20 protein-coding genes, 1 tRNA gene and 1 other RNA gene are annotated in these 20,578 nt (G+C 37.6%); 17 read left to right on the top strand and 5 right to left on the bottom strand.

What is annotated here, in order from left to right; all coding sequences use genetic code 11:
* The first annotated feature begins 22 nt into the window (after nucleotides 1–22).
* On the top strand, nucleotides 23–1,303 hold the full coding sequence (gene serS / locus JNUCC51_RS11525; RefSeq protein ID WP_337992059.1) for a serine--tRNA ligase: 1,281 nt from the start codon (nucleotides 23–25) through the stop codon (nucleotides 1,301–1,303).
* Nucleotides 1,304–1,398: 95 nt separating this feature from the next.
* On the opposite strand, the gene tadA is transcribed toward serS, so the two are convergent.
* The gene (gene tadA / locus JNUCC51_RS11520; protein ID WP_337992058.1) at nucleotides 1,399–1,917 is read right to left on the bottom strand and encodes a tRNA adenosine(34) deaminase TadA; all 519 of its coding nucleotides are present in this window, start codon (nucleotides 1,915–1,917) and stop codon (nucleotides 1,399–1,401) included.
* A gap of 186 nt (nucleotides 1,918–2,103) precedes the next feature.
* On the opposite strand from tadA, the gene JNUCC51_RS11515 reads away from it, so the two are divergent.
* From JNUCC51_RS11515 to JNUCC51_RS11470, 10 genes are all read left to right on the top strand, one after another.
* Nucleotides 2,104–2,439, top strand: coding sequence for an ArsR/SmtB family transcription factor (locus JNUCC51_RS11515; protein WP_337992057.1), 336 nt, complete (start codon nucleotides 2,104–2,106; stop codon nucleotides 2,437–2,439).
* Between the two features lie 20 nt (nucleotides 2,440–2,459).
* On the top strand, nucleotides 2,460–3,413 hold the full coding sequence (locus JNUCC51_RS11510; protein ID WP_337992056.1) for a cation diffusion facilitator family transporter: 954 nt from the start codon (nucleotides 2,460–2,462) through the stop codon (nucleotides 3,411–3,413).
* A gap of 77 nt (nucleotides 3,414–3,490) precedes the next feature.
* Nucleotides 3,491–3,823 carry a metal-sensing transcriptional repressor gene (locus JNUCC51_RS11505; RefSeq protein WP_100541818.1) on the top strand — a complete coding sequence of 111 codons (333 nt, stop codon included), beginning with the start codon at nucleotides 3,491–3,493 and terminating at the stop codon, nucleotides 3,821–3,823.
* 60 nt (nucleotides 3,824–3,883) lie between these two features.
* On the top strand, nucleotides 3,884–4,090 hold the full coding sequence (copZ, locus tag JNUCC51_RS11500) for a copper chaperone CopZ (protein ID WP_049662517.1): 207 nt from the start codon (nucleotides 3,884–3,886) through the stop codon (nucleotides 4,088–4,090).
* 72 nt (nucleotides 4,091–4,162) lie between these two features.
* Nucleotides 4,163–6,574: a heavy metal translocating P-type ATPase gene (locus JNUCC51_RS11495; RefSeq protein ID WP_337992055.1), complete on the top strand. Its 2,412-nt coding sequence runs from the start codon at nucleotides 4,163–4,165 to the stop codon at nucleotides 6,572–6,574.
* Nucleotides 6,575–7,046: 472 nt separating this feature from the next.
* Complete coding sequence (locus JNUCC51_RS11490; protein ID WP_337992054.1) at nucleotides 7,047–7,685, top strand: deoxynucleoside kinase; 639 nt, start codon at nucleotides 7,047–7,049, stop codon at nucleotides 7,683–7,685.
* Complete coding sequence (locus JNUCC51_RS11485) at nucleotides 7,682–8,350, top strand: deoxynucleoside kinase (protein WP_049662527.1); 669 nt, start codon at nucleotides 7,682–7,684, stop codon at nucleotides 8,348–8,350. The genes JNUCC51_RS11490 and JNUCC51_RS11485 overlap by 4 nt, the downstream gene beginning before the upstream one ends.
* Before the next feature lie 417 nt (nucleotides 8,351–8,767).
* Nucleotides 8,768–9,322 (top strand): LOG family protein, encoded by a 555-nt coding sequence (locus JNUCC51_RS11480; RefSeq protein ID WP_337992223.1) that lies wholly within the window; start codon nucleotides 8,768–8,770, stop codon nucleotides 9,320–9,322.
* Between the two features lie 252 nt (nucleotides 9,323–9,574).
* Entirely contained in the window at nucleotides 9,575–10,483 is a 909-nt protein-coding gene (locus JNUCC51_RS11475) for a methyl-accepting chemotaxis protein (protein WP_337992053.1), read from the top strand.
* Between the two features lie 136 nt (nucleotides 10,484–10,619).
* On the top strand, nucleotides 10,620–11,246 hold the full coding sequence (locus tag JNUCC51_RS11470; protein ID WP_337992052.1) for an RraA family protein: 627 nt from the start codon (nucleotides 10,620–10,622) through the stop codon (nucleotides 11,244–11,246).
* Nucleotides 11,247–11,497: 251 nt separating this feature from the next.
* Here JNUCC51_RS11470 and JNUCC51_RS11465 read toward each other — a convergent pair whose 3' ends face one another.
* The 4 genes from JNUCC51_RS11465 to JNUCC51_RS11450 form a co-directional block, all read right to left on the bottom strand.
* Nucleotides 11,498–12,772, bottom strand: coding sequence for a cation:dicarboxylate symporter family transporter (locus JNUCC51_RS11465; RefSeq protein WP_100543444.1), 1,275 nt, complete (start codon nucleotides 12,770–12,772; stop codon nucleotides 11,498–11,500).
* 91 nt (nucleotides 12,773–12,863) lie between these two features.
* On the bottom strand, nucleotides 12,864–13,742 hold the full coding sequence (locus JNUCC51_RS11460) for a response regulator (RefSeq protein ID WP_337992051.1): 879 nt from the start codon (nucleotides 13,740–13,742) through the stop codon (nucleotides 12,864–12,866).
* On the bottom strand, nucleotides 13,743–15,005 hold the full coding sequence (locus tag JNUCC51_RS11455) for an ATP-binding protein (protein WP_337992050.1): 1,263 nt from the start codon (nucleotides 15,003–15,005) through the stop codon (nucleotides 13,743–13,745).
* 550 nt (nucleotides 15,006–15,555) lie between these two features.
* Nucleotides 15,556–15,648: transfer RNA gene (locus tag JNUCC51_RS11450), tRNA-Ser, on the bottom strand.
* 602 nt (nucleotides 15,649–16,250) lie between these two features.
* Between JNUCC51_RS11450 and ffs the strand changes: the two genes are divergently transcribed.
* The 6 genes from ffs to JNUCC51_RS11420 all read left to right on the top strand — a co-directional run bounded on the left by ffs (nucleotide 16,251) and on the right by JNUCC51_RS11420 (nucleotide 20,379).
* Nucleotides 16,251–16,518, top strand: an RNA gene (gene ffs, locus JNUCC51_RS11445) — signal recognition particle sRNA large type.
* Between the two features lie 283 nt (nucleotides 16,519–16,801).
* The gene (gene dnaX / locus JNUCC51_RS11440; RefSeq protein ID WP_337992049.1) at nucleotides 16,802–18,589 is read left to right on the top strand and encodes a DNA polymerase III subunit gamma/tau; all 1,788 of its coding nucleotides are present in this window, start codon (nucleotides 16,802–16,804) and stop codon (nucleotides 18,587–18,589) included.
* A 21-nt stretch (nucleotides 18,590–18,610) separates the two neighbouring features.
* A complete protein-coding gene (locus JNUCC51_RS11435; protein WP_134026842.1) occupies nucleotides 18,611–18,925 on the top strand; it encodes a YbaB/EbfC family nucleoid-associated protein in 315 nt (104 codons plus the stop codon).
* Between the two features lie 11 nt (nucleotides 18,926–18,936).
* Entirely contained in the window at nucleotides 18,937–19,533 is a 597-nt protein-coding gene (gene recR / locus JNUCC51_RS11430) for a recombination mediator RecR (protein ID WP_337992048.1), read from the top strand.
* A gap of 13 nt (nucleotides 19,534–19,546) precedes the next feature.
* On the top strand, nucleotides 19,547–19,762 hold the full coding sequence (locus JNUCC51_RS11425; RefSeq protein ID WP_049662544.1) for a YaaL family protein: 216 nt from the start codon (nucleotides 19,547–19,549) through the stop codon (nucleotides 19,760–19,762).
* Between the two features lie 344 nt (nucleotides 19,763–20,106).
* Nucleotides 20,107–20,379, top strand: a complete 273-nt coding sequence (locus JNUCC51_RS11420) for a pro-sigmaK processing inhibitor BofA family protein (protein ID WP_049662546.1) — start codon at nucleotides 20,107–20,109, stop codon at nucleotides 20,377–20,379.
* Nucleotides 20,380–20,578: the final 199 nt, after the last annotated feature.

Genomic DNA, 20,578 nt, shown 5'->3' with positions numbered 1-20,578 from the left:
AGAATCTACTGGAGGTATGACGATGTTAGATATTAAACGCGTGCGCGACAATTTCGCGGAAATTAAAGAAATGCTATTAACACGTAATGAGGATTTAGGAAACTTAGACGATTTTGAAGAATTAGATGCAAAGCGTCGTGAATTAATTGCAAAAACAGAAGAGCTTAAAGCTGAACGTAATAAAGTATCTGAGCAAATTTCTATCATGAAGCGTAATAAAGAAAATGCGGATGAAGTTATTGCACGTATGCGTCAGGTTGGCGATGAAATTAAAGAGCTAGATGTCCAATTAAATGATGTAGAAGAGCGCTTTAAAGATATGATGATGCGTTTACCAAACATTCCACATGCATCTGTACCAGTTGGCACGACAGAGGACGATAATGTAGAAGAATATACTTGGGGTGAGATTCCAACATTTGATTTCGACATCAAAGCACACTGGGATATCGCTACAGATTTAAAAATTGTTGACTTTGAACGTGGTGCAAAAGTGACTGGTAGTCGTTTCTTATTCTACCGTGGCCTTGGTGCTCGTTTAGAACGTGCATTAATGACGTTTATGATGGACTTACATGCAGAAGAGCATGGTTATGAAGAAATGTTACCACCTGTAATTGTTAATCGTGATAGTTTAACAGGTACAGGACAACTACCTAAATTTGAAGAAGATGTCTTTAAATTAGATGACACAGATTATTTCATGATTCCAACAGCAGAAGTACCTGTGACGAACTTCTATCGAGATGAAATTTTACCAGTTGAAGCATTACCACAGGGCTTTGCAGCATATAGCGCTTGCTTCCGTTCAGAAGCGGGTTCTGCGGGTCGCGATACACGTGGTTTAATTCGCCAACATCAATTCAACAAAGTAGAGTTGGTACGCTTTGTAAAACCAGAAGAATCTTATGAACAGCTAGAACTATTAACAGGTCATGCAGAAAAAGTACTGCAATTATTAGGGCTACCATACCGCAAACTAAAAATGTGTACAGCTGATTTAGGCTTTACAGCAGCGAAAAAGTACGATTTAGAGGTTTGGATTCCAGCTCAAAATATGTACCGCGAAATCTCTTCATGCTCTAACTTTGAAGATTTCCAAGCACGTCGAGCAAATATTCGCTTCCGTCGTGAGCCAAATGCTAAACCAGAGTATGTACACACATTAAACGGCTCAGGTCTTGCAATCGGCCGTACAGTAGCAGCAATCTTAGAAAACTATCAGCAACAAGATGGAAGCGTAGTAATTCCAGAAGTATTAAGACCATACATGGGCGGAAAAGAAGTAATCGCTCCAAAATAAAATTGATCGAAAATAAAAGAAACTACTGTTGAAAATTTAATCTCAACAGTAGTTTTTCTTTTATAAAAGTATACAAGTGAAATAATTTATACGCATTATAATTCTTCATTTTCAGCAACTAATGCTTGTCGCGCCTTTTTCTCGGCTTTTTTGCGTTCACGTAATGCTCTGAAAAAATCGGTTAAGATTTGTCCACATTCCTCGGCTAAAATACCTTCCGTTACTTCGCATTCATGGTTAAAGCGTGCATCGTTTAATAAGCGATAGAGTGAATCGACACAGCCTGCTTTTATATCTCTTGCACCATATACAACACGTGGCACACGGGATTGCAAAATTGCACCTGCACACATAGGGCAAGGTTCAAGTGTCACATAAAGTGTTGTTTTTTCAAGGCGCCAGCTCCCTATCTTTTTACAAGCCTCTTGAATAACCATTAGTTCAGCGTGTGTCGTTGCGTTTTGTGTTGTTTCTCGTAAATTATGAGCTCGTGCAATAATCTCACCATCATATACAAGCACAGCTCCTATTGGCACTTCTCCAAGTAAAGCCGCTTTCTTAGCTTCTTCCAGTGCACTGTTCATAAACAATCGGTCTGTTTCAAAAATATCCACTATGATCTCTCCTTATCATTTAGTGTATCTTGCTTAATTAACAATTGCTACTATCAAATATGTCTCGACATAATTGCGTCCGGATTCGGTAAGAAAGTGAAACGTTGACAATTTTAAAACAACCATCTATATTTATATATGAACACATGCTCATATATAAATATAAAAAGGTTAGGGGTAAACTAAATGGATGAAAAATTACAAAATACAGAGGTTCATAATAACAAGGAAAAACATTTAGACGAAGAAACGCTATTCGTCGTGTCTCAAACATTTAAAGCATTAAGTGATCCGACAAGAATTCGTATTTTAAATTTATTATGTACGTGTGAACATTCAGTCAACGACATTGCCGAAATTTTAGATTTAGGTCAATCCACGGTTTCACATCAATTACGTTTTTTGAAAAATTTACGGTTAGTGAAATATAGAAGAGAAGGTACAACTATATATTATTCAAAAGATGATGATCACATTATGAATTTGTTGATGCAAGCTATTGAGCATGCTACACATAACTAGAGTTAATGGAGGGGTAAAACATGGGACACAATCATGATCACAGCCATGACCATACACATGGCGCAAATAAAAAGGTGTTAATAGTATCATTTATTATTATTACAAGTTATATGATTGTTGAAGCGATCGGTGGCTATTTAACAAATAGTTTGGCTCTTTTATCAGATGCAGGACATATGTTAAGTGACTCAATTTCATTAGCGATAGCCTTACTTGCTTTTATATTTGGAGAAAAGGCTGCGAGCTATAGTAAAACATACGGTTATAAACGATTTGAGATTTTAGCAGCGGTATTAAATGGTGTAACTTTAATTTTGATTGCTTTATTCATTTTCTATGAAGCAATAGAACGTTTTGCAAATCCACCAGAAGTTGCAACTACAGGTATGCTAGTTATTAGTACAATTGGTCTTTTGATGAATATTTTAGTAGCTTGGATTATGATGCGTGGCAGTGATACAAAAGATAATTTAAATATGCGTGGGGCTTTTTTACACGTATTAAGCGACATGCTTGGATCTGTAGGGGCCATCGTTGCCGCACTTTTAATTATGTTTTTTGGTTGGGGCTGGGCTGATCCACTTGCCAGTGTTGTCGTTGCAATATTAGTATTGAGAAGCGGCTACTATGTAACAAAGGCTGCTGTTCATATTCTTATGGAAGGAACACCTTCAAACGTAGACGTTCAGGAAATTATACAAACTATTGTACAAACAGATGGTATTCATAGCATTCACGATTTACACATTTGGACAATAACAAGTGGAACGAATGCACTTTCTTGTCATGCAGTTGTTGAGGATCAGCTGAAAATTGGGGATAGTGAGAATATATTGCGAGAAATCGAACATAATCTTGAGCATAAGGGCATAATGCATGTAACGATTCAATTGGAAACAGTAGCACATAAGCATGATAATTCAATTTTATGTACAATAAAAAATGAGCAGTCAAATCATCACCACCATCATTAAAAAATTCTAAAAATTTTAACTTTACATACCCTTCGTGGGTATGGTAATATAAAGTTGTGAGGTAGGAGGTGTATTAGATGGAGGATATAGTGAAAGAAGATGCTTGTCATACAGAGGAGGCTACTTCGTGTCGAAAAAGCCATCATCCTGAACGCGTTAAAAAGGATTTAACGACTCGTTTGAATCGAATTGAAGGTCAAATTCGAGGTATTAAAGGGATGATTGACAAAGATGTTTACTGTGATGATATTATTACGCAACTGTCTGCCACACAGTCTGCTTTAAATAGCGTAGCAAAGATATTATTAGAAGGTCATTTAAAGGGATGTGTAGTAGATCGCCTATCAGAAGGTGATGAGGAAGTGTTAGACGAATTAGTAGTAACTATTCAAAAGTTAATGAAAAAGTAAAAGTTTTTTTAATAAATATATACCCCTATACAGTTTTAAAAATAAAAGGAGAGATATTTTATGCAAAACGTAACTTTAAACGTACAAGGAATGTCATGTGGGCATTGTGTAAACTCAGTGGAAAAAAGTGTTGGTGCTTTAACTGGCGTTGAACAAGTAAAAGTAAACTTAGCTGATGGTTTAGTAGATGTAGCATTTGACGAAACACAAGTATCTCTAGACCAAATTAAAGAAACAATTGACGATCAAGGCTATGATGTTAAATAGGGTGCTCTTGTAGCACTCTCTTATTTTAAAAATTATATACCCCCTATTGGTATATGGAGAGGAGAAATGATCATGAGTTCGGAAATAAAGGAAGCGAATTTGCAAATTACAGGTATGACATGTGCAGCCTGTGCCACTCGTATAGAAAAAGGTTTAAATAAAATGGATGGTGTAGAACAAGCGACAGTTAATTTAGCCCTTGAAAAATCATCTATTAAATATGATCCGTCAAAATTAAATGAAGAAGACTTTGAAAAGAAAATTGAAGCACTTGGTTATGGTGTCGTGAAACAAAAAACCGAATTTAATATTACGGGCATGACATGTGCAGCCTGTGCTACACGCATAGAGAAGGGGTTAAATAAACTAGCAGGTGTATCCTCTGCGAACGTAAACTTAGCACTCGAAAAAGCAACTATTGAGTTTAACCCATCTGAGGTGACGATTGCAGATATTATTGCAAAGGTTGAGAAATTAGGATATGAGGCGCATCAAAAAGCAGATGAGCAAGAAACTGTGGATCATCGTGAGCAGGCCATCAAACAACAGCAGAATAAATTTATTTTATCAGCCATTCTTTCATTACCATTACTGTGGACGATGGTAGGACATTTTTCATTTACATCATTTTTATATGTCCCTGAGTTTTTAATGAATCCATGGGTACAAATGGTGTTGGCTACTCCTGTTCAATTTATCATCGGGAAGCAATTTTATGTTGGAGCCTACAAGGCTTTACGTAATGGTAGTGCCAATATGGATGTACTTGTAGTAATGGGAACATCTGCGGCGTATTTTTATAGTGTCTATCAAGCAATTGTTACTGCGGGGTCACATCATGCCCCTCACCTATATTTTGAAACGAGTGCCGTATTAATTACTTTAATTTTATTAGGTAAGTTATTTGAGGCAAAAGCAAAAGGTCGCTCATCTGAAGCAATCAAAAAATTAATGGGCCTTCAGGCAAAAACAGCCATCGTTGTTCGAGACGGTGCGGAGAAAGAGGTACCATTAGAAGAAGTAGTCATTGGTGACATTATTTTAGTGAAGCCTGGCGAAAAAATTCCTGTTGATGGTGAGGTATTAGAAGGAACAACAGCTGTAGATGAATCGATGTTAACGGGGGAAAGCTTACCTGTTGATAAAAAGCAAGGTGACCTATTATTTGGTTCCACTATTAATAAAAATGGCTTTATTAAAATGACAGCAACTAAAGTCGGTCGAGATACAGCTCTAGCTCAAATTATTAAAGTTGTAGAAGATGCACAAGGCTCCAAAGCCCCCATCCAGCGCTTAGCAGACCAAATTTCGGGCGTCTTTGTACCAATCGTTGTTGGCATTGCACTTGTCACGTTTTTAATTTGGATTATCTGGGTGCAACCTGGTGAATTTACGCCTGCACTTGAAGTATTAATTGCAGTTCTTGTTATCGCTTGTCCATGCGCGCTTGGATTAGCAACGCCAACATCTATTATGGCGGGCTCTGGTCGTGCGGCGGAATTCGGTATTTTATTTAAAGGTGGAGAGCATTTAGAGCAAACGCAAAGCATCGATACAGTAGTTGTTGATAAAACAGGTACAGTGACACACGGCAAACCTGTATTAACGGATGTTGTACTAGCGGCAAATCAAGACGAAGTACGCTTTTTATCGTTAATAGGTGCAGCGGAGAAGCAATCAGAACATCCGTTAGCAGAAGCAATTGTTCAAGGAATTGCTGATCGCGGTATTGACCTAGGAAATGTTCAATTCTTTGAAGCAATACCAGGTTACGGTGTGCAAGCGACTGTATCTGGTCAAGGAGTTGTCATCGGTACTCGTAAATTGATGCAGCAATACGGTATTCATATTGATGATATCCTACCAACAATGGAGCAATTAGAGGAAAGCGGTAAAACGGCAATGTTAGCTGCGATTAACGGTCAGTATGCTGGTCTAGTAGCAGTTGCTGATACAGTGAAGGATACTTCAAAAGAAGCGGTTAGTCGTCTACAAGAAATGGGCATTACCGTTATTATGATGACTGGTGACAATGAACGTACAGCACAAGCAATTGGAGCAGAAGTTGGTGTGAATCATGTAATTGCAGAAGTACTTCCAGAAGGCAAGGCTAATGAAGTGAAAAAACTGCAAGCTACAGGTAAAAAAGTAGCAATGGTTGGTGATGGCATTAATGATGCGCCAGCACTTGCGACAGCGAATATTGGGATGGCGATTGGTACTGGTACAGACGTGGCTATGGAAGCAGCGGATATCACACTTATTCGTGGCGATTTAAACAGTATTGCGGATGCTATCATCATGAGTCGTAAAACAATGCGCAATATTAAACAAAACTTATTCTGGGCATTTGCTTACAATACATTAGGCATTCCAATTGCAGCAATCGGTTTACTAGCTCCTTGGGTAGCGGGTGCAGCAATGGCGTTTAGTTCAGTATCTGTCGTTTTAAATGCACTGCGTTTACAGCAAGTTAAATTATAAGGTTAACGATAGATCCACTTTGAGTGGGTCTATTTTTTTATTTATTTCAGCAGATGTCACAGAATTGGTTTTGGCCTCCTATTTTAATAGAGAAATAGTTTGATTCTGTTTTTCACTTTCTCACTATGATACAATGAAAAGCACTGATTCATTTTTAACTTCTGAAATAGAGGAACTCAGTCTAAGAACGCCACGTCCTGTGGCAATTTGTCTGTGTGAAAGCGAAGCGACAGCAACGTGTTTTCTTTCTGTGCGAAAGCTAAGCGACAGCAACAACAACAACACATGACTGAGTGACCAATATCATGCTGCAAACGCTAACGTTAGCACTACGCTTTCGCGCAAAAAAACATCATGTTGGCCTAAAGCCTCTGAACACAATTATGCCGAGGCATAATTGATATAATTATACAAACCTCGAGAATGGGGTAATTGATGATAGAATCCATAGAACATAAAGGAGGAGCTTCTAGTGACGGTTCCATTTGTTACGGTAGAAGGTCCGATTGGTGTTGGTAAAACCTCTTTATCTAAAGAGCTTGCAGCAACATTTAATTACCATCTATTAAAAGAAATAGTTGACGAAAACCCTTTTCTAAATAAGTTTTATGAAGACATAGAGGAATGGAGTTTCCAGACGGAAATGTTCTTCCTTTGTAATCGCTATAAACAATTATCAGATATAAAAAAATTTCGTTTAATGCATGATAAACCTGTAGTAGCGGACTACCACATTTTTAAAAATTTAATATTTGCCAAGCGTACATTGCTATCAACTGAGTACGATAAATACGAAGAAATTTATAAAATATTAACGAAAGATATGCCTGTTCCGAATGTAGTTGTTTATTTACATGCCAGTGTTGATACGTTGATGAAACGTATTGCGATGCGTGGTCGTGAATTTGAAAAAATGATTTCACGAGATTACATGGAGCAACTAGTGGCAGATTATCATTCTTTTATCGAGCATTTTGAGAAAATGCATCCCGAAATCCCCGTTATTCGATTTAATGGTGATCAGCTTGATTTCGTAAAAAATCCAAATGATTTGAAATATGTTTTACAAACAATAAAGGACACGTTACAACAAAGGAGCTTGCAACAATGAATTTGAGAGAGAAATATGATATTCCTCCACAAACGGTCATTACAATCGCTGGTACGGTTGGTGTAGGGAAATCAACAATGACAAAGGCGTTGGCAGAGGCGCTAAATTTCCGTACGTCATTTGAAAAGGTGGATACCAATCCATATTTAGATAAATTTTATGAGGACTTTGAAAAATGGAGCTTCCATCTACAGGTGTATTTTTTAGCGGAACGTTTTAAGGAACAGAAGCGAATTTTTGAATATGGTGGAGGATTTATTCAAGATCGCTCCATCTACGAAGATACAGGAATTTTTGCTAAGATGCACTATGACAAAGGTACAATGAGCCCAACAGATTACGAGACGTATACAAATTTATTTGATGCGATGGTAATGACACCGTATTTCCCTCATCCAGATTTACTTGTGTATTTAGAAGGGCCAATTGATGCTGTAATTGGACGTATTCAAGAGCGTGGACGTACTATGGAGCAACAAACACCAAATGATTATTGGATTGAAATGCATGACCGCTATGAGAACTGGATCAATAATTTTAATTCATGCCCAGTTCTACGTTTAGATATTAATGATTATGATTTATTAAAAAATCCCGAAGCAATTGATTCAATTGTGAGCCGCATCAGTCATATGCTAAAACAAACAAGTCATTTACGTAAATAGAAGGCTTATTAAAGCTAATATTTCTAAAACAATAGAAAGATAAATTTGGCGTTCTGGCCGAAAGCGGAGCGACAGGCACAAACAAGTCATTTACGTAAATAGAAGGTTTATTAAAGCTAATATTTCTAAAACAATAGGAAGATAAATTTGGTGTTCTGGCCGAAAGCGAAGCGACAGGCACAAACAAGTCATTTACGTAAATAGAAGGCTTATTAAAGCTAATATTTCTAAAACAATAGGAAGATAAATTTGGTGTTCTGGCCGAAAGCGAAGCGACAGGCACAAACAAGTCATCTACGTAAATAGGAAATGAACTATAGTTAAATTTCGAAAGAGTAATGACGCAGAAACAAGTAATTGAAGAAAATGATCAAAAGACGTGAGACAATATGTAACCTATTGTGTCACGTTTTTTGAATAGGGGGGATTACTATAAGAATAGCGGTATATTGCGGTTCCGGCTTAGGCATAAACCCAATTTATGCAGAGAAGGCAGCCGAATTAGGGACTGTATTAGCTCAAAATGGTCACGGTATCGTTTATGGTGGTTCAAAAACAGGATTAATGGGGAAAGTAGCAGATGCAGTGCTAGCAGCTGGTGGAGAGGTTATTGGTGTGATGCCAACTCATTTACAGAAGCGAGAAATAGCACATGTCTCGTTAACAGAGATTCATTTTGTTGAGTCCATGCATGTACGCAAAGCCAAAATGGTAGAGTTAGCAGATGCTTTTATAACTTTACCAGGTGGTGGTGGAACAATGGATGAATATTTTGAAGTGTTTACATGGGCACAAATCGGATTACATGAAAAGCCAGTAATTTTATATAATGTAAATAGCTTTTATGATGCGCTTTTACAACAACTTCAGAAAATGCTTGAGGAAGGTTTTATACGAGCTGAACAAAAAACACTTATTCACGTAGCTACTACATCGGAAGAAGTATTAAATTTTGTGAAAAAGCGTGGGTAATATCCCCATGTTTTTTTCTACAATAAATTCTTTTGGCCCGTAAAAATAATTTTTATGTAAATTTCAAGTTTATTGCTGAGATGGATTTGTTAGAACGTATGCCTTGTATATAAGTTGATTGGGGTGGCTGCTCAACTCCTTGGGGCTCATCGAATGCCCCCAGGAAAGCACCCAGTCGGAACGGATATCAGCCACACGTTATAGTTATGATCTAAATTTCAGTTTACGAATAGAATAATTGAGGTGTAGATTATGCAGACAATAGATACACAAGTTACTGATGAGCTAGTAGTGCTGGCAATTGAACGAAATATAGCCATTATCCGTTTTGATATGAACCATAAAGTTGCCTATGTAAATGAGCTTTTTGCTAAGACATTAGGCTATAAAGTGGAGGAAATGATAGGAAAAGATCATAAGGATTTCTGTTTGCCGGAATTTGTGAATAGCATAGAGTACGGAAAATTTTGGCGTAACTTAGCCGCGGGCAATAGCTATCAGGATAAAATCGAAAGGATGGATGCAAGCGGAAATAGAATTTGGCTTGAGGCTACTTATATGCCTGTCTTTGCTAATAATTCAAGTAAGGTACTTGGCGTATCGAAAATCGCAACAAATATTACTGAACGACAAAATGAAATTGTTAGTGTAGCTGATACATTAAAGGTTATGTCTAAAGAGCTTCATAGCCGTTCGGAGGCTGGTATTCAAAATAGTGAGGATTTACTGGAAACAGTGAACGAGGTTTCACAAGAGTCTGCCGATAATGTTAGAAATCTTGCGCAGTTACAGAAGCAAGCTGAATCTATTAAAGGGATTGTAAAAACCATTCAAGAAATTGCTTCTCAGACAAATCTACTTGCACTAAATGCAGCTATTGAAGCAGCAAGAGCTGGTGAGTATGGCCGAGGCTTTGATGTTGTAGCAAAAGAGGTAAGAAAACTTTCAGCAAGGGTGGAGCAATCTATCTTAGAAGTAAAAGATAATGTTGATGGCATTGAGCGAGAGATTGGAAAAGTCACTGAAAGTATCATACGTATAGCTGAAAAAGTTGAAAAAACAAATGGTCAAATTAATGTAACGACAAATGATTTTGCTGAAATTGCTACTGCAGCAGAGGCATTAGATGAACAATCAAGACATTTTACCGAAATAATTTAACTTCTTTCAGTAATTGTTTTCTGTAGCGTAAGTAATGTAAAATTTCCATAATCTTCTGATATATATTGAAATAGTAGATAATTTTTATTTACAATAATTGTGTAAGCTTTCATAAATCATAATAGGGGTGTTATTAATGACAAAGGTGGAAGTAAGTTTCAAGCATTTGCCAACGACTGCAGTTTCAGATGCTACAGGAGGACATACGAATTTACGCAGTGATATTAAACCGTTAGCAGATCATTATAAAATTGCTGGCCGTGCTGTAACAGTGCGTTTACCAGATGGTGAAAACGGTGCAGTATTGGAAGCTATTCGAGCGGCTGAAGAAGGGGATATTTTAGTAATTGACGCTAAAGGGAATACCAATCGTGCAGTTGCCGGTGACTTTATTCTTTCATTAGCGCAGGGTATTGGAGTACAGGGCTTTGTCGTTGATGGTGTTATTCGTGATATTGCGGCTATTCGTGAGTTGGACTTTCCTGTATTTTCACTTGGCACAACGGTTGCAGCTGGCAATAAAAACGGTGGCGGCAAAGTCAATATTCCTATTGCTATTGGGGGCGTATCTGTTCGTCCTGGTGATTATATCATTGGGGATGTGGACGGTGTAGTTGTCGTACCACATGAAGATGCGGAGCGGATTGTTGCAGCTGCTGAGTTAAAGCTTGAAAAAGATGAGATACGTGCACAAGAGGCACATGCAAATGGAAAAGAATCTATTATTGCTTATTTAGATAAAGTTTTAACTTCTTTTAGCTGAAGCTGAAATAGAGGAACTCAGTCTAAGAACGCCACATCCTGTGGCAACGACTGAGTGATCAACATCATGCTGTGGCTACCGCTTCGCTTTCGCACAGACAAAAACACGTTGCTGTCGCTACGTTTCACTACGCTTTCGCGTAAAATAACATTTGTTGTTCTAAAGCCTCCGGACGCCATTATGCCGAGGCGTAATTCAAAATAAAAAAACCCTCACGATGCCATCCATACATCGTGAGGATTTTTTTAATTTTATGCTAAATTTTCATTGTTCTTAAAGTAATTTTTCATTTTCTCTGAATCGAAACGGCCTTCCCATTTCGCCATTACTAATGACGCAAGTGAGTTACCAATTACGTTAACGACTGTACGTCCCATATCAAGAATACGATCGATACCTGCGATAAATGCTAAACCTTCAACTGGAATGCCGACAGTACCTAAAGTTGCTAGTAGCACAACGAAGGATACTCCTGGAACACCTGCAATCCCTTTAGATGTAACCATTAATACAAGCATTAACGTAATTTGTTCACCAATGCTTAGGTGAATACCGTACATTTGAGCAATAAATAATGCAGCAATAGCTTGATACAGTGTAGAACCATCTAAGTTAAAGGAGTAACCTGTTGGAATAACAAAGGATACGATATCCTTTGGAGCACCTAGTTTCTCCATTTTCATCATAACTCGTGGTAATACAGCCTCAGAACTTGCCGTTGAGAACGCTAAAATTAGCTCATCTTTTAGTACTTTAATTAAGAAGAAAATATTGATACCCGTGAATTTTGCCACAAGACCAAGAATAACAAAGATAAAGAATAGCATTGTTGCATAAACAAGTATAGCAAGTTTGCCAAGTGGTATTAGTGAAGCGAATCCATATTTGGAAACGGTTACACCAATTAAACCAAATACCCCAATTGGAGCGAATTTCATTACGAGGTTCGTTACCCAGAACATAGCATCTGCTACCCCTTGGAAGAAGTCTAATACTGGTTTACCTCGATCGCCAACGGCAGCTACCCCTAAACCAAAAATAACTGAGAAGAAGATGATAGCAAGCATATTACCTTCAGACATTGCCTGAATGATATTTGTTGGTACAATGCTTACAATAATATCAAATGGTCCTTCATGCTGTACTTCTTCTGTAGTTGCAACGTATTTCGAAATATCTCCTTGAGAGAGCTCGTTCATGTTTACGCCCGCGCCTGGTTGGAATAAGTTTGCAGAAAGTAAACCAACTACAATTGCTACTGTTGTAATAACTTCAAAGTAAATAAGTGATTTACCACCTAATCGTCCGAGCTGTTTCATATCTCCAGTTCCAGCAACACCAACGATTAAAGTTGAAATAATAATCGGTACAACAATCATTTTAATTAGATGAAGGAAGATATCACCTAAAGGTTGTAAATATGTTTCAATTTTGGGGTTTCCGTAAAAGATACCGCCAACAATAATCCCTAAAATCAAACCGACTAAAATTTGAGTGGCTAAACTGATTCTAAATTTCTTCTTCAAAACCTTAGTACCCCCTAATATTAAAATTTTTAGGACTTGCCTTACTTTAATAATACGGAGGACTTATGAAATCCGACAAAATCCGATAAAATTAATTTAATTTAGTTAAAATGTCTGAATATAATACCTGAATAAACTTCTTAATATTAACCTTTGCTTTGCGATTTTTGTGATCTTCTATCTGAGTCATAAGCAGACGAATTTCTTTAAAGTCAAAGTATCGAGGTGCGTAATACTCAAATTCGGAGTTAGTATAATCTACAACACCTAAATTGGCGAGATTTATCATCGCTGCTAATATAGTACGGCGCACACGCTGTTCAATGGCTTTACTTTCCTTCAAAATTTCATCGGGTGTAGCCTTTGTGACAACAGCAATTTCCTCATAAAGCTCCTTTAATGGAGGAAGTGGTGCAATTTTGTGCTGATGAGCAAGTAATGTTTCAATGATAGCAATAATATCTTCGCTTCCGATTTCACCAACGATACCCATATCATTTAAGATGGATTGAATATGATCGCGTGATGTTGCTTTATGATTTATTTGTTCACTTAGATCAATATTTGTAAGTGATTGGCGAATAATAAGCAATGAATTTTTTAGGCGAAATTGTTCAGTTGTTTTACGTAAAACATTCTCAACCTCAATACGGTTTATAGGTTTATGAATAAAGAAATCTATACCTTGCTCATATGCCTCACCAACCATTTCCTTATTCACTACTTGAGAAATCATGACAAATTGTCCTTCAAAACGATTTTGAATAAGGTGTTCGACTGTTGCTATCCCATCAAGCTTGGGCATAAGTAAATCGATCAACACAAACTCTGGCTGTGTCATTAAAATTTGTGGAATGGCATCCTCACCATTGCGTGCTTCACCAATAACTGTGCCTAAGCCACTATCTTCAATAATTTGTTTTAACATGACCCGACTTGCACGATCATCATCTACAATAAAATACCTCATTTAAGTCTCTCCCGTTTGAATAGTTTGCGTAGGAACTGTAATTTTAAACATCGTGTTTTGAATATTTGATTCAACGGTTATTGAGCCATTTAATTTATTTACTAATTCAACAACATGTGAAAGCCCAATACCTGTTGCTGCTACGCCTTCAACATTGTATTTTGTAGTGTATCCGGGTTCAAAAATAATAGAGAGATTATTTTGTGGAATGCCCTTCCCGTTATCACATACTGTTATTACAGTATCATCCTGTTGCTGTTGAATGGCAATAGAAATGATGCCTTGATCTTCAATTGCTTCTATAGCATTAGCTGTTAAATTATTCAGAAGTGCAAGCAATGCAATATGTTCTTTCGTTTGAAAATCAATTTCAATATTTATTTTAAACTCAATTTCTTTCTCGAGGAAATTAGCGTACTTACTGTTGCCGTCTTCGATATAATGTAATAATTCTGACAATCTAAGGGAGCCAAAGCTCTTTTCGCCAACAATTTTAGAAATACCTGCATAAATGCGTTGTGAATCCTTTTTCACTTCATGAATTTCCTGGGCAATATGAAGTGCCTGTAAACTTTCTGCACGATAGCCTAGTGATTTTAATTGTCGATATAATTCAAATCCACTGCCTGTAATTGCTTCTATGTGGTTCATAGATTTTTTTAAATAAAGTGTCTCAACATATAAATCTGAGCCGATTGTAAGCATTTCCTGAACGCGTTTTTTTTGCTCAGCAATTAAAATGGAACTATAAATACCAACAGCAAAGAAACTACGTAATAAAGCAACTGCTAGTAGTATTAGTAAATCATGAAGGAATAAAAAAGTATAAGAATTTATAAAAAAACGAAATAGTTGTTCCACTAGATTACTGAAAACTTCACTAAACGCAACTAGTAATCCGAGCAATAGTGGTTGTTCTCTATATTGATGAATGCTTAGAATTTGTAGACATATTGCAAATAATATATAAAATGCAGCAGCAGGTAAATGTATTAGTAAACTATCGACTAATGGAACATCATGTAAAGAGTAATTAATGATAACTCGGAAAATCGTTGTCACGATGCTCGTAGTAAATCCAGCCAAAATGATTGGTGTAGGTCTAAGTAGAGTGCATAAAAAGAAAATAATACTTCCTAATCCGAAACGAAAAGTTGTATTAACGAAAGGCGTTATTTTAATCTCACTACCGATAGCAGTTAACAGAGCAATTGTGAAAATCCAAGTGAGGGAAGCACGAGATATGTAAAATTTCGAGCGCATAAAAAATCCTCCCTAATAATATTAACGAGCTTTATGCTAAAAATGCTCGTTTGTGTGTTTGGAATAAAGGTAATTGTACCACTACTTTTGATGTTGTGTTGAGGCGGAATACGTTTTCGAAACGAAAGCGCATTTGTCTAGTTGAAATAATGCTATAGATTTTTAACTTGTTTCAGCGGGTGTCTAAACACCTGTTGAAACAGAGGAACTCAGTCTAAGAACGCCACGTCCTGTGGCAATTTATCTGTGCGAAAGCGAAGCGACAGCAACACACGACTGAGTGACCAACTTCGTGCTGTTGCTGTCGCTACGTTGCACTACGCTTTCGCGCAAAAAACATCTGTTGGCCTAAAGCCTCCAGCAGATGTCACGGAATCAGAAAGGAGTCCTTCAAGCAATGCAATTATGCCGAGGCATAATTGATCGGTTATAAAATCATAATTTACAATAAAAAAATACCACAACCTAAGTGGAAGTGGCATATAGAAAATATTACATACAATTTTTAAGCAAAAAAAAACGGCTACATTCGTAGTCGGAATTTTAAAAATGGAGGAGGTAGAGGGATTCGAACCCCCGCGCGGTGTTACCCGCCTGTCGGTTTTCAAGACCGATCCCTTCAGCCAGACTTGGGTATACCTCCATGATATTTTGTTGCGTTGTCTTATCGACAAGATTTAATTTATCATATTATGAAATTCACGTCAACAGATTTTTTATATTTATTTATTTATTTATTTATTTATTTATTTATTTATTTATTTCAGCAATTATTTTTTGTACGTAAGTGAAAAGAGGAACTCAGTTTAAGAACGCCATATCCTGTAGTAATTTATCAACAAAAAGGACGTGTTTCTGCCTCTGACGCTAAGCTTTCGTGCAAAAAGCATCTGCTGCTGACGCTACGTTAGCACTACGCTTTTCGTGGCCTAAAGCCTCCGGTGGATGTCGGTAATGGGAATAGAATTCGTACATACATATAGATGTTAGTATAAAATCATCGCATCCATGAGATAACGGCTAACTGACCTGCATAGGTAAAAACGTCACGTCTTGTGCATTACCGAAATGACCGATATCGTGTTGGATCTCGTGCAAGCCCTTGCATAAAGCTATTCCTTGACGCAATTATGCCGCGGGATAATTGATTTATAATTTCTTTTTACAGTTCAGATAGAATGTTCCAAAGAATTATTATGTGTATTAAGTTGCAATTTATGAAAACAGTGAGTATACTAGTTATTGCCGTGCTAGGTGGGAAGGTAGCGGTGTCCTGTAACTCGCAATCCGCTCTAGCGAGACTGAATTCCTTTTTCGAGGCTGTCCGTATTGTTTGGTCTGCCTTTTGCACGTAGTGTTGACGATTGGGTCCTGCGCAATGGATACCCATGAACCATGTCAGGTCCGGAAGGAAGCAGCATTAAGTGGTCTTATTCATGTGCCGCGGGGTTGCCTAATCTGAGCTAACGACAAGAGTAACGCTTATGTGCGGCTGTCGAAGAAAGGTGCACGGCATTAAATTGCCAATTCAAACGCATCCGTCTACAAAAGGCGGATGCGTTTTTTTATATGTTTTTATAATATTTGTTGGGACGGAAGTGCGATCGCTAGAATGTTTAAGGAAGCTACAAATTGTGCGAGGCGGCCGATAGGAGCCAGAAGCATCAGCCTTTACTACGGGAAGCGAAAGAGAATCGCCCTGAATTTTTAGAAAAACGGTGACACTATTTTATAAATAATGAGGCAAATGCTATAATAGAACTATTCTATATAATGAAGAAGAGGAGAGGAAACCATTGACGTATCAAGCATTTTATCGTGTGTATCGACCGCAATCATTCCGAGAGATGTCTGGTCAATCGCATGTCAAAAGAACGCTACAAAATGCTCTCCTAGCGAATAAAACAACACATGCTTATTTATTTTCTGGCCCACGTGGTACCGGGAAAACAAGTACGGCTAAAATTTTTGCAAAGGCTTTAAACTGTGAGCATGCACCGTCAAAAGAGCCTTGTAATGAATGTGCTACTTGTTTAAGCATTACAGAAGGTTCTCACCCAGATGTTATTGAATTTGACGCTGCGTCTAATTCACGCGTTGAAGAAATACGAGACATCATTGAGAAAGTTCGATTTGCTCCTGCGAGTAGCAGATATAAAGTGTATATCATTGATGAAGTGCATATGCTTTCTACAAGTGCTTTCAATGCCCTTTTAAAGACGTTAGAAGAACCACCTTCTCATGCTGTATTTATTTTAGCAACGACAGAGCCTCATAAATTGCCCGCAACGATTATTTCGCGATGTCAGCGCTTTGATTTCAAACGTCTTTCAACCAATGATATTATTGAGCGCATGAAAGTTGTATTAGAGGATATTGAGTTACCATTTGAGGAACAAGGTTTAAAGGTAATCGCACAATCAGCAGCTGGTGGTATGCGTGATGCTTTAAGTTTATTAGATCAGGTTGTATCCTTCAGTGGAGAAAAGTTGAAGCTTGAGGATACATTACTTGTGACAGGTTCTATTAGTCAGGAAGTTTTCTATGAATTAGCAGAAGCTCTTAAAGTAAAAGATGTCGCACAAATGCTTGCATTACTAGAACAGCTTATTGCGGATGGGAAAGATCCCCTTCGACTTTCAGAGGACTTGATTACATTTTTCCGGGATTTATTATTATTGCAAACAAGTGAAGATTTAGCTGAATTATTAGAACTAGTATCACCGGAGGAGCGAGTATTTACATTAGCTCATGATTTTGCACCGGATTTGCTATATGGATACATTGATATTTTAGCGAAAACACAGCAAGAAATGCGGTTCTCCCACCATACAAAGATTTACTTAGAAACAGCGTTACTTAAAATGGTGCAGTTTTCGGGTGGTGCAGTTGGTCAGACTACCACTTCGGGTGAGGTAGCTATGAGCCCTGAGCTCGCTCAAAAAATCGTGGCACTTGAGCAAATGGTGCAACAACTATCAGCCCAATTACAAGCTGGTGCTCCTGTGCAAACGGGGCAAACACCAAAAGAGCAACGTCCACGAGCAAAAAGTCCAAATGGCTATAAAGCACCAACAGGCCGTATTCAAGAGATACTAAAAGATGCTACAAAGCAAGATGTGCAACGTATTAAATCGGTTTGGGCACAGGCGTTAAGCCAAATGCAAAAATCTCAATCAGCTCTTTTAGCAGAGGCTGAACCTGTTGCGGCATCATCAAGTGCTTTTGTGTTAAAATTCAAGTATGATATTCATTGTCAAATGGTTGCTGATAATCAATCCCTAAAAGCTCAGTTCACACAATTAATTGCAGGGCAAACTGGTACTATGTATGAAATGCTTTGTACGCCTGAAGAAGCTTGGTTAAAATTACGTGAAGAGTTTATTCGTGATCATGGCTTAGAACAGCAGAAAAAATCTCAGAATGAAACCGATCATGAAATGGAATTATTAGAACCACCACCGGCTGAAATGCCAGAGGGGCCGTTTATCGACGATGCTCAACCGCTAGCTTCACAAGATCCACTTGTGACGGAAGCAGAAAAGTTGTTTGGTAAAGATTTTATTGAAATTGTTGAAGATTAATCATTTAGGAGGAATATGTTTATGCGCGGAATGGGAAATATGCAAGGTATGATGAAAAAAATGCAAAAAATGCAAAAGGAAATGATGGAAGCTCAAGAGGCTTTAAACGCAGAGCAATTTGAAGGCGCAGCTGGTGGCGGTATGGTGAAAGTAACTGTAACTGGTCAACGTGAAATTGTAGAAGTAAATCTTGATCCATCAGTTGTAGATCCAGACGATATCGAAATGCTACAAGATTTAATCGTTGTTGCTGCAAATGAAGCATTGAAAAAAGTAGATGAAAAAACGAATGCAACAATGGGTAAATTCACTCAAGGCATGAACCTTCCATTCTAGGAGGTAAATAAATGTACTATCCAGAACCAATATCGAAACTGATTGATAGTTTTATGAAATTGCCAGGTATCGGGCCGAAAACCGCGGCTCGTCTGGCGTTTTTTGTGTTAACAATGAAAGAGGATGACGTTTTATCCTTTTCAAAGGCATTAATTGATGCTAAACGAAATTTAAGCTACTGCTCCGTATGTGGCAACATAACTGATGTAGATCCATGCCATATTTGTACAGACAAACAAAGAGATCATTCTATTATTTGTGTTGTCCAAGATACAAAAGATGTGATTGCGATGGAAAAAATGCGCGATTTCAATGGTATGTATCATGTGTTACAGGGAGCTATTTCACCTATGGATGGTATTGGTCCAGAGGATATTAACGTCGCTTCCCTACTAGTTCGTTTGCAGGATGAGACTGTTCAAGAGCTTATTTTAGCTACGAATTCAACTATTGAGGGCGAGGCAACAGCTATGTATATTTCTCGCCTAGTGAAGCCATCTGGCATTCGAACAACACGGATTGCTCATGGACTACCGGTTGGTGGAGATTTAGAATATGCAGATGAAGTAACGTTATCGAAGGCAATGGAAGGTCGCCGAGAATTGTGAGTGAGGGATTAATATGTTCTTCCGCAGTAAGGGAAAATTAAAAAAAGAATTCGATGACAAGCTTGTGAATCTTATAAAAGAAACAAAAGAGGATTTACAGCAGGCAAAGATAATTGAAGAACTACTAGATGACTATGATTTAGAAGTAATTGCTCAACGAAAAGCAGCGGAAAGTATACATTTTTATTTATTCAAGGAAGCTAGAATTCGGAGAGTATTAATTAAATAATAGTTTTTTAACTAAATTCAGCGGGTGTCCAAACATCCGCTGAATTTAGTTAATGCCTCCGGCGGATGTCGCAGAACCGGGAGAAGTTCGTATAGGGTTTTTGTTCAAAATCATCGAATCCATGCGATAACGGCTGTCCTGTATCGGTAAAATCGCTACGTCCGGTGGTATTACCGAAATGACCGACAGCGTGTTGGTCCTCATGTAGGCCTAAATCCGGGTGCATTGTTTATCTGCGTGAAAGCGAAGCGTCAGCATCAATTATGCCGAGGCATAATTGATATTCATAGAAGTAAAACAGAGAACATAAACTTTCATAATTATATTGTTGAGGGGGAAACCATGTGTCGTGGTTAGTAATTATGAGTTTTTGTGTACCTGTAGTGCTTCTTTTTCTTTATATAATAATAAGACATGCCAAGATGGGTAAAATTTTAGAAGGAATGTCTGTGTTTTGGTTTAGATTTGCTTTTGCCTTTCTACTATTATTTATTATTCACTTAGGCATAGGGTATGCAGGCTATAATGTACCGATTAATCTATTTTCGGTATTCACAATTGCTATATTAGGTATCCCAGGTGTGATAGGAATAACGGCTTTAGTATATTTTTTATAAAATGCTTGCAAAACAAAAATATTGTGGTATAGTAATAAGAGTCGTTAAGATAACTGTTGAAAAACAAATGAGTTTTAAATTAAAAATTTAGTTGTTGACATCGAGTTTGCGACATGATATTATATAAGAGTTGCTGTTGAGAAAATAGTAACGAAATGAACCTTGAAAACTGAACAAGCAAAACGTAATCAATAAAGTT

The organism is Lysinibacillus sp. JNUCC 51 (assembly GCF_015999525.1).
Taxonomy (GTDB): Bacteria; Bacillota; Bacilli; order Bacillales_A; family Planococcaceae; genus Lysinibacillus; species Lysinibacillus xylanilyticus.
Note: the sequence above shows the minus strand (reverse complement) of the source record. Positions and strands in the feature narration are given on the sequence as shown.

What these genes read in the sequence shown, in the direction of transcription:
- serS (WP_337992059.1), top strand. Translation starts at nt 23, where the DNA reads ATGTTAGATATTAAACGCGTGCGCGACAATTTCGCGGAAATTAAAGAA.
- JNUCC51_RS11505 (WP_100541818.1), top strand. Translation starts at nt 3,491, where the DNA reads ATGGAGGATATAGTGAAAGAAGATGCTTGTCATACAGAGGAGGCTACT.
- JNUCC51_RS11485 (WP_049662527.1), top strand. Translation starts at nt 7,682, where the DNA reads ATGAATTTGAGAGAGAAATATGATATTCCTCCACAAACGGTCATTACA.
- JNUCC51_RS11475 (WP_337992053.1), top strand. Translation starts at nt 9,575, where the DNA reads ATGCAGACAATAGATACACAAGTTACTGATGAGCTAGTAGTGCTGGCA.
- JNUCC51_RS11455 (WP_337992050.1), bottom strand. Translation starts at nt 15,005, where the DNA reads ATGCGCTCGAAATTTTACATATCTCGTGCTTCCCTCACTTGGATTTTC.
- JNUCC51_RS11470 (WP_337992052.1), top strand. Translation starts at nt 10,620, where the DNA reads ATGACAAAGGTGGAAGTAAGTTTCAAGCATTTGCCAACGACTGCAGTT.
- JNUCC51_RS11425 (WP_049662544.1), top strand. Translation starts at nt 19,547, where the DNA reads ATGTTCTTCCGCAGTAAGGGAAAATTAAAAAAAGAATTCGATGACAAG.
- JNUCC51_RS11510 (WP_337992056.1), top strand. Translation starts at nt 2,460, where the DNA reads ATGGGACACAATCATGATCACAGCCATGACCATACACATGGCGCAAAT.
- JNUCC51_RS11460 (WP_337992051.1), bottom strand. Translation starts at nt 13,742, where the DNA reads ATGAGGTATTTTATTGTAGATGATGATCGTGCAAGTCGGGTCATGTTA.
- recR (WP_337992048.1), top strand. Translation starts at nt 18,937, where the DNA reads ATGTACTATCCAGAACCAATATCGAAACTGATTGATAGTTTTATGAAA.
- copZ (WP_049662517.1), top strand. Translation starts at nt 3,884, where the DNA reads ATGCAAAACGTAACTTTAAACGTACAAGGAATGTCATGTGGGCATTGT.
- JNUCC51_RS11515 (WP_337992057.1), top strand. Translation starts at nt 2,104, where the DNA reads ATGGATGAAAAATTACAAAATACAGAGGTTCATAATAACAAGGAAAAA.
- JNUCC51_RS11495 (WP_337992055.1), top strand. Translation starts at nt 4,163, where the DNA reads ATGAGTTCGGAAATAAAGGAAGCGAATTTGCAAATTACAGGTATGACA.
- JNUCC51_RS11435 (WP_134026842.1), top strand. Translation starts at nt 18,611, where the DNA reads ATGCGCGGAATGGGAAATATGCAAGGTATGATGAAAAAAATGCAAAAA.